The organism is Mesorhizobium sp. B2-3-12 (assembly GCF_006442205.1).
In the GTDB taxonomy this organism is placed as follows: domain Bacteria; phylum Pseudomonadota; class Alphaproteobacteria; order Rhizobiales; family Rhizobiaceae; genus Mesorhizobium.
The window spans coordinates 313862-326466 of sequence record NZ_VFVR01000006.1; the positions used below are offsets into that span (position 1 = coordinate 313862).

Annotated in this window: 13 protein-coding genes and 1 riboswitch; of the genes, 3 read left to right on the top strand and 10 right to left on the bottom strand. The window is 64.3% G+C overall.

The window, feature by feature from the left end; genetic code table 11:
- Nucleotides 1–57: 57 nt before the first annotated feature.
- The 4 genes from FJ948_RS19350 to FJ948_RS19365 all read right to left on the bottom strand — a co-directional run bounded on the left by FJ948_RS19350 (nt 58) and on the right by FJ948_RS19365 (nt 3423).
- Nucleotides 58–1107, bottom strand: a complete 1050-nt coding sequence (locus FJ948_RS19350) for an iron ABC transporter permease (protein ID WP_181173719.1) — start codon at nt 1105–1107, stop codon at nt 58–60.
- Nucleotides 1107–2054 (bottom strand): ABC transporter substrate-binding protein, encoded by a 948-nt coding sequence (locus FJ948_RS19355; RefSeq protein WP_140707139.1) that lies wholly within the window; start codon nt 2052–2054, stop codon nt 1107–1109. Before FJ948_RS19355 ends, FJ948_RS19350 begins: the two co-directional genes overlap by 1 nt.
- A 44-nt stretch (nt 2055–2098) precedes the next feature.
- The gene (locus FJ948_RS19360; protein ID WP_140707141.1) at nt 2099–2887 is read right to left on the bottom strand and encodes an ABC transporter ATP-binding protein; all 789 of its coding nucleotides are present in this window, start codon (nt 2885–2887) and stop codon (nt 2099–2101) included.
- Complete coding sequence (locus FJ948_RS19365; protein ID WP_246677548.1) at nt 2884–3423, bottom strand: DUF1636 family protein; 540 nt, start codon at nt 3421–3423, stop codon at nt 2884–2886. Before FJ948_RS19365 ends, FJ948_RS19360 begins: the two co-directional genes overlap by 4 nt.
- Nucleotides 3387–3595: riboswitch (cobalamin riboswitch) on the bottom strand. (Overlaps the previous gene by 37 nt.)
- A gap of 252 nt (nt 3596–3847) precedes the next feature.
- Here FJ948_RS19365 and FJ948_RS19370 point away from each other — a divergent pair.
- Nucleotides 3848–4681 (top strand): AraC family transcriptional regulator, encoded by an 834-nt coding sequence (locus FJ948_RS19370; RefSeq protein ID WP_140707145.1) that lies wholly within the window; start codon nt 3848–3850, stop codon nt 4679–4681.
- Between the two features lie 60 nt (nt 4682–4741).
- On the opposite strand, the gene FJ948_RS19375 is transcribed toward FJ948_RS19370, so the two are convergent.
- The 5 genes from FJ948_RS19375 to FJ948_RS19395 form a co-directional block, all read right to left on the bottom strand.
- Nucleotides 4742–5056: an antibiotic biosynthesis monooxygenase family protein gene (locus tag FJ948_RS19375; RefSeq protein WP_140707147.1), complete on the bottom strand. Its 315-nt coding sequence runs from the start codon at nt 5054–5056 to the stop codon at nt 4742–4744.
- A gap of 241 nt (nt 5057–5297) precedes the next feature.
- Nucleotides 5298–6248 carry a helix-turn-helix domain-containing GNAT family N-acetyltransferase gene (locus tag FJ948_RS19380; protein WP_140707149.1) on the bottom strand — a complete coding sequence of 317 codons (951 nt, stop codon included), beginning with the start codon at nt 6246–6248 and terminating at the stop codon, nt 5298–5300.
- A 70-nt stretch (nt 6249–6318) separates the two neighbouring features.
- A complete protein-coding gene (locus tag FJ948_RS19385) occupies nt 6319–7464 on the bottom strand; it encodes a DSD1 family PLP-dependent enzyme (RefSeq protein ID WP_140707151.1) in 1146 nt (381 codons plus the stop codon).
- On the bottom strand, nt 7461–8741 hold the full coding sequence (locus FJ948_RS19390) for a D-arabinono-1,4-lactone oxidase (protein ID WP_140707152.1): 1281 nt from the start codon (nt 8739–8741) through the stop codon (nt 7461–7463). Before FJ948_RS19390 ends, FJ948_RS19385 begins: the two co-directional genes overlap by 4 nt.
- Nucleotides 8742–8753: 12 nt before the next feature.
- Nucleotides 8754–9941, bottom strand: a complete 1188-nt coding sequence (locus FJ948_RS19395; protein WP_140707154.1) for an MFS transporter — start codon at nt 9939–9941, stop codon at nt 8754–8756.
- 124 nt (nt 9942–10065) lie between these two features.
- Between FJ948_RS19395 and FJ948_RS19400 the strand changes: the two genes are divergently transcribed.
- On the top strand, nt 10066–10692 hold the full coding sequence (locus FJ948_RS19400) for a TetR/AcrR family transcriptional regulator (RefSeq protein WP_140707156.1): 627 nt from the start codon (nt 10066–10068) through the stop codon (nt 10690–10692).
- Here FJ948_RS19400 and FJ948_RS19405 read toward each other — a convergent pair.
- On the bottom strand, nt 10689–11594 hold the full coding sequence (locus FJ948_RS19405; protein ID WP_246677549.1) for a hypothetical protein: 906 nt from the start codon (nt 11592–11594) through the stop codon (nt 10689–10691). The genes FJ948_RS19400 and FJ948_RS19405 overlap by 4 nt on opposite strands.
- 65 nt (nt 11595–11659) lie before the next feature.
- On the opposite strand from FJ948_RS19405, the gene FJ948_RS19410 reads away from it, so the two are divergent.
- Nucleotides 11660–12457 carry a class I SAM-dependent methyltransferase gene (locus FJ948_RS19410; protein ID WP_140707158.1) on the top strand — a complete coding sequence of 266 codons (798 nt, stop codon included), beginning with the start codon at nt 11660–11662 and terminating at the stop codon, nt 12455–12457.
- Nucleotides 12458–12605 lie beyond the last annotated feature (148 nt).

Genomic DNA, 12605 nt, shown 5'->3' on the forward strand with positions numbered 1-12605 from the left:
GGCAGGTGAACGTCGTGCCCACCCGAAACCCCGCTTGCAGCGGTACAAGAAGCCGCTTCAAAGGCGGTTTCGAACGACCATGGTGACGACGAAGAATGCGCCGAGCGAGCTGGTGATGATGCCGATCGGCAGTTCCTGGGGCGGCAGCAGGGTCCGCGCCAGAAGATCGCTTGCCAGCAGGAGCACCGCCCCGAACAGCGCGCAGCTCGCGATCAGGCGCAGATGCAAGGGACCGGCCAGCGGCCGCGCCAGATGCGGGATCATCAGGCCGACAAAGCCGATGACGCCGGCGACCGAGACGAGGATTGCCGTCGCGAAGGCGGCGACGAGAAATGTCGTCCTGCGCATGCGCGCCACCGGCACGCCAAGACTTTCAGCCGCACTTTCACCGGCGAGGAATGCGTCCAGCCTGCGGTGGTTCCACAGCCCGTAGGCCGCGATTGTGCCCGCGCCCACCGCCCCCAGCCAGACATTGTCCCAGCGCGCCAGGCCGAGCCCGCCCATCGTCCAGAACAGCACCGAATGGGCCGCGCGCTGGTCGCCGGCAAAGACCAGATAATTGGTCAGGGCGGTGAACATGAAGGAGACGGCAAGGCCGGCGAGGATCAGCCGTTCCGGGCCCTGCCCCCTGACCCGCGCGACCAGCAAAAGCACGATGCATGCGGCCAGTATGCCCCCGGTAAAGGCGGCGACCGGCAGGGTCCAGATACCGAAACTGTCACCGAAGACGGTGATGACGGAAACCGCGCCGGCGGCGGCCCCAGAAGACAGGCCGAACAGGAAGGGATCGGCAAGATCGTTGCGGGTCACCGTCTGCAGCAAGGCGCCGACAATGCCCAGTCCGCCGCCGACACAGATCGCCAGGATCGTCCGCGGCAGCCGCAGGTCGACGACGATCTTGCCGACCGGGCCCGATATTTGCGGCTCGTCCAGCCCGATGGCACGGCCAAGCGCGGCGATGACATCGCCCAGAGGTATCAGCGTCGAGCCGTAGGCGATCGACAGCAGCGCGAGAGCGACGAGCGCCACCGTGCCCGCCGCCATGGCCAGCGTGAAGGCGCTGTGCCCTGACAGCGCGCCCGGTTTTTGCTCTCGGGCAAGATGCATCAGAACGCTTCCGGATGCATCGCCCTGGCGATCTTGCCGATGGCTTCGACGTTCGCTGGTCCCGGCGTCAGCTCGGCGTAACGAAGCGCGACGAAGCGCTCGTTCTTGACCGCGTCCGTCTCTTTCATCGCCGGGTGCGCCTTCAGGAAGTCGAGCAGTTTCCTGTAGCCGCCGCCGTCCTGATAATCGAGCAGGATGAGGAATTGCGGATTGCGCGCCGCCACCGTCTCCCAGTCCGTGTTGCCCCAACTGGTTTCCATGTCGGCCATGATGTTGTCGCCGCCGGCTGCCGATATCATGGCGCTGGGGATGGCGAATTTTCCGGCTGTGAACGGCTTGTCCTCGCCGGAATCGTAGAGGAAGACCCGCGTCCCCTTGCGATCACCGACCTTGGCGGTGATATCGGCTAGCTGCGCTTTCCAGCCGGCGACGATCTTGTCCGCTTCCGGCTCCTTGCCGAAAATCTTGCCCAGCTTTTCGACGTCGCCATAAAGCAGGTCCATGGAGGCGGCCGGGCGGCTCTTGTCGAGATGGACGCAGCTTTCGGTCAGCACCAGCGTCTTGACGCCATGCGGTGCGAGCGTGTCGGGGGTCACGTCGCCGCCGGGTTTCATACCGTAGTACCAGCCGGCGAAGAAGAAATCGGGCGCGACCGCGACGAGATTCTCCAGCGTTGGATATTTCGGCGCCAGTTCTGGGATGGAACCCTGTTCTGCCTTGAATTCGGGGCCGACCTTGTACCATCCGGTGATGCCCGTCAGGCCGACGATCGAGGGCTGCAGTTTCAGCGCGAAGGCCATCTCGGCCATGTTGAGATCATGGATGACCGCACGCTTCGGTGGAGCGTCGAAAGTCAGCGGGTTGCCGCAGCTGTCGACGGTGACGGGGAAGGCGAAGGCCGTCGAGGCGAGCAGCGAGAGGACGAGCGAGGTGGCAAGGCGTTTCACGGATTTGCTCCTTGGTTGAACCGTATCGGATGATGAGAGGGTGATCAGGATGGCGGCGCGGCGCGGTTCGGGAGCTCGAACACCGTCAGCTCGCGATCCTCTGTGGGATGGCGCAGGCGAAACACGTCGACGCCGAAAATCTCGCGGATCAGCTGCTGGGTCAGCGCCTCGTGCGGCGGCGCCAGAGCCTGCAGCCGCGCCTCATTCATCACCCCGACCTTGGTGGCGAAGGGCGCTACCAGCGTCAGATCGTGCAGCACGGCGATCACCGTCATGCCCAAGCCGGCCACCAGTTCGAGCAGTTGCGCGCGCGCGCGCGGGTCGAGGTGGTTGGTCGGTTCGTCGAGAAACAGGATCTTGGGCACCTGCGCGATGGCTCGGGCAAGCTGGGCGCGCTGGCGTTCGCCACCCGACAGCGAGCCGATGGTGCGGCCGAGCAGCGGCAACAGGCCCGTCCGGCGCAGCGCGTCCACGACAATGTCGCGCTCCTCGCCCCGGCGCCCCAGGCCGGCATGCGGGACGCGGCCGAGCTCGACATAGTCGATCACCGCCAGACGCGGATCCGGCTGGTCGGTCTGGCCGACGACGGCGATATGCAGGGCCCGCTCGGCCGGCGAAATCCTGTCCAGGCGTCGCCCGCCAAGCCTCACCTCGCCCGAACTTGGCCTAAGCATGCCGGACAACATGCGCAGCAGCGTGGTCTTGCCGGCGCCGTTGGGACCAATGATGGCGAGGCGGTCGCCTGATGTCACCGACAGGCTGACGGCATCGACCAGAGTCCGGCCATTCGCCGTCGCGCTCAGGTCGCGCGCATCGAGAAGCGGCATGGTCATCGATTGCCATCCGCCGGCTTGCCCGGTGCCGGGATGCGGGCCAGCGTCTTGCCGGCCAGGCGCGGCGGACGTTGACCGGAATTGCACCAGCCATCGGCAAGCGAAGCGTAGAGCCTGGCAAATCGCACAAGATCGCCGGCGTCGGCCTCTGCATCGATCGAGCCGAAGAGATAGGCGGCTTTGCCCGGCGCCTGGAAGGCCACCGTCAGCGGGCGCGCGGATCCCGCCATGCAAGCCACGCCCTCGACCGTGAAATCATGCACCAGATCAGGCTGGGCCGAGAGACGGGAGCGCAATTCGGCACACAGAGCTTCGCCAGACCTGACGCCGGTCGGCACGTCGCGGCAAAGGGTGCACACGATGATCTGGTGCATTTGGGTGCGGTGAATACGATCGATTGCGCCGTCCAACGTCCCGTCACTTTCAAAACTGGCGACGGAAGGATGTTGGTCGACCGGCCGACAAGACCGATGTCCACGTTTCCTCCCGGCACACCCCGTCCGGTCAACTCGGTGATGGCAGGTCTCCTGGCTCACGGGTCTCCGCGCAATCCTGCCTTCCCAGCCTTGCCGGCCAGTGGCGTTCCGGATCTTGCTCGCCGCTTACAGTTGCGGGGGCAGCCGCGGCCTCGACCCCAAATCGGATCTCACCGCGTTCCCTTTTCACCCCTCGCCTTTCGGCTCGGGGACCATCACGAGTCGCAGCCTAGGCCGCGAGCGGCGCCGAGGCAAGACGATCATTATGTTCTGTTATAACAATACATGCACTCAGTCAATCGCTGCCGACACGGCCATCACGGTTGCTGTTCGACGGTACCTTGCCGACCCGGCCATTCGAGCCGATCACAGCAGGCCCCGAATGAGAACGCGCGACCGCTTGCCCATTTGCGCCATGCGCAATTTCGATCAAACTGGGCGGGCTACGAGGCGCCAGGGTGCGGATGCCAAATGCGAGGAGCACATGAACCCGACCGAGAAAGCGCTATGGTTTGTCGAAAGCCATCTGCCTGACGTCGTTACGCTCGACGACGTCGCGCAAAGCAGCGGCGTGTCGCGCTTTCATGTGACGCGCGCCTTCGGCGCCGCCACCGGCCGCTCCGTCATGGGCTACATGCGCTCGCGCCGGCTGACCGAGGCGGCGCGCAAGCTGGCTGGCGGAGCGCCCGAGATTCTCAGCATCGCGCTCGAAGCCAGCTACAACTCGCATGAGGCTTTCACCCGTGCCTTCCGCGACCAGTTCGGCACCACGCCGGAACTGGTGCGCGCGCAAGGTTCGACCAAGTCCCTCGACCTCGTGGAGCCTATCCTGATGGACAGTTCACTTCTCACCACACTCCAGCCGCCGCGCTTCGAGACCAGCCGGCCCTTCCTCGTCGCCGGGCTCGGCGAGCGCTACAGCTGCGAATCCAGTGCCGGGATTCCGATGCAGTGGCAGCGCTTCGCTCCATACATCGGCAACATACAAGGCGAGATTTCAGGCGTTTTCTACGGCGTCTGCCTCAATGGCGACGATGCCGGCAATTTCGACTATGTCGTCGGCGTCGAGGTGCGCGACTTCGCGGATCTGCCGAAGGAATTCCAACGGGTGCGGGTGCCGGCACAGAAATACGCCGTGTTCACGCATCGCGAGCACATCTCGACCATCCGGCGTACGATCAACACGATCTGGAACAGCTGGCTGCCCGCCTCAGGCCATGAAATCGCCGACGCGCCGGAATTCGAGCGCTATGGCCCTGAATTCGATGCCCGCACCGGCAATGGTGGGCTGGAGATCTGGGTGCCGGTCAAATCATAGGGGCTGGATGCCGAATGGGCCACGCCCCGGCAGCAGCCGAGGCGCGGCCCGCCGCCTCGCCTATTCCAGGGTGAGCGCGACCTCATAGAGGCCGGGATGGGCCTGCCCCAGGGCCTGGTTGCGATCGAGGAAACCGCTCGTCCGCAGATGCTCGAAGACGCGCCGCATGGCCGCCTGATCCCGCGCCTGCGCATAGTTGACGACGCGTGTTCCGTCGAGTTCCCTGTGCAGGCTGGCCGACATCCAGCCGGGAATGCCACGACAACTCATTGCCGCCTCCCGCAAAAGGTCGATCAGCGCCTGCTGTCCGCCCTCGGGCACGGTGAAGACGTTGATCTGGGTGATGACGCCGGTGTCGGCGCGAATGATGGGCATTGTCTCTTCTCCTTCGTTGGCGCCTGGCACACGAAGGAACGCCGATCGGCGGGACCCCGAACGCCAAGCCCGGCGTCAAAGCACGCCGTGGCTTGCCGTGGGTTCCCATTCTGGATGGGAACGGAGCTTCCATCTGACGGAAGGGAGCGGGCTTACCGTTTGCCGCTCCAGGGTCCTTTTCGACCCGTATTCGATACCATTGGCGCAAACCGCCAGCAACCGGGCATTGCCGGACAGCTCGCTACAGATCGAGATCCCAATTCTGGCCAACCAGATCCTTGCCGAAGGAATGGTGGGGTTCTTCCTCGGTCAGCCTGAATCCGGCTGCCTGGTAGATGTGCCGGGCGGCGGTCAGAATGTCGTTGGTCCACAGGGTCAGCGTCTTGTAGCCCCTGGCGCGGGCAAAGCCGATGCATTCCTCGACCAGGCGCTTGCCGATGCCGAGACCCCGCGCCGAAGGTTCGACATAAAGGAGCCGCAGCTTGGCCACCTGGTCGGACTTGCGCACGACGAAGACCGAGCCGACGACCTCGCCTTCCCGTTCGGCGATCCAGCCGCGCTCCCATTTCGGATCGTAGGATTTTACGAAATTGGCCAGGATTTCGGCGACCAGCGCTTCATAGGTTTCGTCCCAGCCATAGTCCTGGGCGTAGAGCATCCCTTGCCGGCGGGTGATCCAGCCGATGTCGCCGACCTGCGGCGGCCGCAGCAGGTAAGGGATTTTCGGCTCGGCACCGTCATCCAGCAGTCGCTGTACCGTGCGCATGGAATTTACCAGCCGGTCCTGCTCCGAGGTGGGCAGCCGATCGAGCAGCGCCGCGACCTGGTCGTGCGAATCCTTGTTCAGCGGCGCGAAGGCGTTCCTGCCCGCCGGCGTCAGCGCGATCGTCGACTGCCGCGCGTCCGAAGCAAGGGTGGCCCTGGAGATGAGGTGAAGGCGCTCGAACTTCTTCAGCAAACGGCTGACATAACCGGCATCGAGGCCGAGATCGCGCCCGAGGTCGGTCGCGGTCAGTCCGTCACGATGCGCCAACTCGTACAGCACCCGCGCCTCGGTCAACGAGAAGGCGCTCTTCAGCAGCCCTTCGTCGAGCAGTCCGATCTGACGCGTGTAGAACCGGTTGAAGGCCCGAACCGCATCGATCAGGTCCTTGTTGGGCGCAGCGTTGTCGGGCTGATGGTGAATGGTCATGGACATCTCCTGTCCAAACACGATCGCCGATTTACTTGACGCAGTCAACTATTAGAGACGGTCTGCCCCATCACATCATCGGCAATACCGGCCAGCGATCCACGATCTTGCCACGGGAAAGAACCGCGATCGGCCCGAACTGCTGCAGCACGGCCTCGCTCTGCGTCGGCCGCAGGAAAGCATAGTCAGCTGGCCTTGCGGTCGAGTCGGTTGGCAGGCCCATGAATTGCTGGTTGGAGGACAGGCCGAGCAGGCCGTTCGTCTTCATGCCCTCGGGAAACACCGGCTCGGCCATCCATTTGCCGCCATAGAGGTAGCAGCCCTTGCGGGGAAACCGGCCGAGCGCCTGCAGCAAGCGGGAAACGGCCGGCGGGCCAGGCAGCATCGGCTCGACCACTTTCAGGATCGGCGTCGCGATGAAGGCGGCAGGCTGAAAGCCATCGAGGCCTGGCGTGTCGAAGTCGCCAGGCAGCACGAAGGCCGAGCCCATCGACACTTCATTGGCGGTACCGCCATGATGAAGCAGCGCGGTCTTGCTGCCGCCAATGTTGAGAATGCTTCGCTGATCGGCGCCGAGGCGCGCCACGAAAGCCGCAACTCGTTCCGAGGCTTGCGCCAACGCCTTGGCCGGCCCGCCGAACAAGCCCGGTATGTGCGGCGCATGCGCCTCATAGGCCATGACGCCTTCGCAGCGCAGCCCTTTGTGGGCCGGCAGCAATTTCAAAGCCCGCGACAAGGCCTCCGGTTCGGCGAAACCGCCGCGATGCAACCCGACATCGATTTCGAAAGCAATGCGCAGCTCGACACCGAGTTCATCGGCGAGCGCGCCATACTCCGCCAGCCTCTCCTGGGTATCGATCAGCCAGCAGACGCGCGACCAGGCCGTATCGCCCCTCGAAAGCACCGCCCTTGCCGCGCCTACCGGCATCGGCTTGCCATAAAGGAGATCGGCGTCCGGAAACGCCGTCAATACCGCCTCGCTGATCGGCGGATGGAAGGTCATGAAACGGTGGGTTCCAAGCGTCTTGCCGATATGGGCAAGCAACGGCAGGCAAGCGAGCGACTTGTCGACCAGCCGCACGGCGAGGCCGGGATCGAGCCTTTCCCTGACCAGGGCGATGTTGCTGTCCAGCCGGTCACGGTCGAGCAGCAGGCAAGGCTGGAAAATGCCCGCCTCTCTCAGCGCATCCGAAAGCGTCGCGAAGTAAACTTTCATTGATCGATGCCAAACAGATCGGCCATGTAGGGCGAGACGAAACGGTTGTGCGGATCGATGTCGCGGCGCACCGCCATGGCATCGTCCCAGCGCGGATAGAGCTTTTTCAGGTCGGCCGCCTTGAGGCTGTGCATCTTGCCCCAGTGCGGCCTGCCGCCATATCGGCGGAAGATCGGTTCGGCCGCGCGCATGAACGGCAGCGGATCGTCCGCCGCGTCGTGGTGGATGGCGATGGAACAGGTGAGCCTCTTGTGAAAGGGCGAGAGCCAGAAATCGTCCGGTGCCACCGACCGCACTTCCATCGGGAAATAGACCTCTGGAAAATGCTTCTCGGTCAGGTCGATGATCTCGGCCAGCGCCTTCGGCCCCTCCTCGAAGGGAAGGTGATATTCCATCTCGTTGAACCGGGTCTGCCGGTCGCTGGCATAGACGTTGAGCCAGTCCTGCACATAGTCCTCGGCCGGCACCTTGGCGACCGCGCCCAGGATCAGCCGGCGGCGCAGCGACGGCAGCCAGGCAAGCCCGGTGCGCAGGCGGCGCAGTGTGCGCAAGGAGCCCTCGTCATCCTCGGTCGGGCGCGGGGTGGTGGCCCCGGAGCTGAAGTCACTGGCGATGAACTGCGCGTAACCGGAAAACGGAATGTAGTAGAATTCGGCCGAGCGATGGGCGGCCATCATCGTTTCGAAATCGCGCAGCATGTCGGCGATCGGCAGCACCCACTTGCGGCGGCGCAGCCGGTAGGTCGCGATGTTGTTCAGCGTCACTTCGCTGAGCACACCGAAGGCGCCGAGCGCGACGCCGATGGCATGGATCGTCTCCTGGTCCCCGTCCCGCTTGAATTCCCGGATGTTGCCGAGCCCGTCGACGATCTGCACCGTGTCCAGCTGCGTGTGATAGGCACCGAGCGTCGGCCCAGAGCCATGGGTCGCCGTGCCCAGCGCGCCGCCTATCGCCTGACGGTCGATGTCGCCCATATTGGGCAGGCCCTGGCCGATGCCTTGCAGGATGTGCATGAGCGAACCAAGCCGCGTCCCTGCCCGCACGCGTGCCTGATTTTCTTTCGCGTCATGCGAGACGAGCCCTTCCAGTCTCTCCAGCGAGAGGATGGTGCCTTGCGACTTCACCAGCGGCGTGAAGGAGTGACCTGCGCCGACGACGCGGACCGGACCGGGCGCGGTGCGGATGAGATCGCCGAGTTCGCCGGCATCGGCGGGGCTCGCCATCAGCCGTGGCTCCGCGGTGACTAAGCCCGACCAGTTGCTCCAGCTGTTCGACATGGGACCGCTCGCTCAGGGAACCGCGCGGCGACGCCGCGCCACGAAGACAAACAGACCGAGCAGCGCCACGCTGGCGACGGCGCTCGCGGCGGCGAATTCGGGAACCGGGCGAAAATCCTTGCCGTCGATGAGCAGCGACGCCGCGACCGGCCCGATCGCCAGGCCGAAAAGCTGGGCGGCCGGCACAAGCAGCACGGCGGTGCGCGTCTCATCGGCGGTGATCGCCAGCCGGATCTGGTAGGGCACGATGAACAGCAGGATAAAACCCATGACCACGGCGACGAGCCAGAATGTCGTGAGGCCAGGTCCGCTGGCAAGCACGAGCGAGGCGGCAAGCGCGACGATGCCGATCGCCGCGATGGCAAGGCGATAGTCGATGCGCGCTTCGAACACGGTCGCCGTCATCGCGCCCAGAACCTGCACGGCGAGGCTGGCCGAGACGATCAGGCCGACGGTGCGGCCATCGATGCCGAACTGGGCGCCGAGCGGCTCCAGAAAGGCCCAGACCGCACCGAAGAACATGAAGTAGCAGAAGACGCACAACAGCGCGGTGATCGAAGGAACGGTCAGCACATTGGCGAGGTTCTCGTCCTTCGGCAGGTCGGCATAGTCGGAGGGGACAGCGAAGGCGACCACCAGCGACGCGACACAGACGGCGGCAAGAACGAGGAAGCCACCGGCCGACCCGGCGGCAGGGATGACATAAAGGGCCAGCAGCAGGGCCAGAGCGCATTGCGCCAAGGTCTGCATGGTGACGAAAAAGCCGCCGATGCGTTCGGCGCGCCGCGAGCGGGCAATCAGTTCGGTGGCGACGGCGACGAGGCCGCCTTCGGCAAGACCGGCCAAGGCGCGTGCCGCCATCAACGTGTTGGCGCCGGCGGCATAGGCCGTCCACACATTGGCCAGCGCCAGGAGCAGCAAGAGGATCGCACTCTTCCAGCGCATGTTGTGCGTCGAGAGCAGCATCGCCACGATCGCCGAACCGATCGCGATGGCGATCATCTCGGCGGTGGCGACCAGTGCCAATTCGTCACCGCTGACATGGCCCTCGGTATAGAGGGCGCCGAGCAGGACAGGCTGCAGACCGAGGATGAGCAGGCCGACCGACCCGATCCACAAGGCCGAAGCGAGTTGCGCGCCGGTCGGGTTACCGACCAGCCAATCGCCATCGCCCTGAACACCGGTGCTTGTCGAAGTCAAAGGCGCCTCCCAACGTCCTTGCCGCGCGGCGGAAAAGCTGACAATCTGTCAGCATTTCAGAAACTGATACTTGATCATATTTTTTGTCAACCGGAATTTGGGAACTCGTGCGAAAGATCGGTGCATGACGCAAGCAAATCGGACGGCCACCGAACCCAGGCGCCGACCCAAGCAGGAGCGCAGCCGCGAGCGCATCGACGCCATCCTGTCGACCACCATGCGGCTGATCGGCGAGAAGGGCATCGACGCCGTCACCATGAAGGAGGTCGGGGCGCTGGCGGGCGGGCCGATCGCCACCGTCTACCACTACTTCCCCAACAAGTCGGCGATCCTGGCGATGCTCTACGAGCGGTTTTCAGAGGTCAGCCGCGCGCGCTTCGGCGCGATCATCGCCGAAATCCAGGAGCCGGGCGACGTGACCGCTGCCGCGGACCGCCTGCTCGACGACTATTTTGGCCGTGTCTCGGCGGACCCTGCCATTCAGGATCTGCAGAACGCCATCCAGGCCGACAAGGCGCTGCAGCATCTCGACATTGCCGAGACGCGGCATCAGTCGAAGATATTCTGCGACCATGTCGGCCCGATGCTCCAGGCCGGACAGCGCGAGCCGTTCGCGCGCCTGGTCTTTCTGATATTCCAGCTTGCCGGCGGTGTCGTGCGCCTGGCGCTGACGCAGGACGAGGAAGAGGGCCGGCGCACGATCGAGGACTACCGGTCGATCATCCACACCCAATTGCGGCTGTTTCTCTAGCGGCTGGCAGGGGGTGTGGCGATGACGAATTGTCGCCCCCGACGGATCAGGCCTTCGAAACCGTCGGCCAGGTCGGAAGCCCCGGCCGCGAACATCTTGACGAGATTCTGCGGGCGGCCGGGAGTCTTGTTGGCATCGAGGAGGATGGCTCTGCCCTCATGCATGACGAAATCGAATTTCCCGTAGTCGAAGCCGAGCTCACGCCGCCGCTCGCGCATCTCGTCGGGCACCGGGACGGGCTCGCGCCGGATCGTTTTCGATGCCTTGACCAGGCTGTTTGGCGAGACGTAGCGGGTGCAGCGCTCGCGCTCCCCGCAAAATACCCAGAAACGTGCCGCGAAGCCGTCGGGTTCTCTTTCCGGGATGAATTTTTCCACCACCAGGTCATCGCGTTCGAATATGCCGTCTGGAAGCTCGCCGAGAGATTCATGGACCTCATAGGGCCGCAAGGCTGGCAGATTGGGAAAAGGCGGCGATTTCCCCGCGCGCTTCGATCGCCGATTGAGAAGCCTCTCCGGGATGCCTTGATTGTTGAGGTTGCTCTTGACGATGACCGGGCCTTGCCAGGCGTCATCCTCGCTTAGCAGCGCTCCGCTGATCCGCGTTTTCGATATGTCCGCCGCCCCGACATTGAGGCAGAAGGGGAAACCGCGCGCATAGGCGAGATAGTCCGCCGGCGTAGTCGTGGCATCGACATGCAGGACAGCAATGTCGGCGCTGTATGTTTTCGACAGGCCGTGTTGAATCCGGACCGAATGGCCGCGCCTTTTCAGGTCCTGCAGAATATCGAACAGCAAATAGGAACTGCCCCTGCGCAACATGAGGTTGCGCTTGCCCAGGAACCGGTCATGCTCGTGCGTTATGACAATGACCCGCGCCACCGCTATCCCCTTGGCTTGCATACCCGCTTCCATTAAGCGGCTCTAATCGGTCGACGCCAGACTTTCCTGGGCTCCAACGGGTTTGAATGACAAATCATTGGGATAATTATCATCGGCACTGGAAGTTGCTGGACGCACCGCTGCGGCCAACAGCGGAAACCGTCGGCATATTCGATCGCGAACTCGATCTCGGGAATGCCGACGTCCTCCTCCTCGGCGTGACTCCCGAACTGGCTGTCCTGGGCAGATCGATGTTGGCAATCGATCAGTCGGCAACCATGATTTCCGGCGTATGGGCCGGCGACAACGCCTCGCGAAGGGCGATGGCCGGCAACTGGCTCGACCTGCCCGTCGAGCGGGCGAGTTTCGACGCGGTCATCGGCGACGGATGCCTGTCGGCGGTCGATTCCAAGGCCGCACGCGGTGTGCTGTTCAGCGAAATCGCAAGGGTGCTTAAGCCTGGCAGACGCGCGGCTATCCGCGTTTTCGCACGGCCTGAGACAGCGGATCACCTTCGCGGCATCCAAGCCCTGGTTCTGGCCGGCGGGGTCGAGAATTTCCACGCGCTCAAATGGCGGATCGCGATGGCGTGCACGACCGACGACTGCGACAACAGCGTCGATGTGCAGGCAATCCGCGCAACATTCGACAGACTGTTTCCGGACCGGGAGGTTCTTGCCGCACGGACGGGATGGAGCATGGCATCCATCAACACGATCGACGTTTATGCGGGGTCCGAAACGAAGTACAGTTTCGCGACGCTGGCCATGCTGGTGGACGAGGCAAGCGCCTGGTTCGGCAAGGTGCGCGTCGTGCCGAGCGGCTCTTATCCGCTGGCGGAACGGTGCCCGCTTCTGGTGCTCGCATCGCCAAAGCCGGCTTAGACCGGATCAGACTTCGGCCCGGAACCGTACCGGTTGAGGAACACCGGGGCGCGGCGAACGCCGACGCATGCGCGGGCAATGCGCAGCGCAGCGATGTCTCGGGCGGGTTGAATACTTGACGCGCCATAACAAGCGGCTGATCGAAACC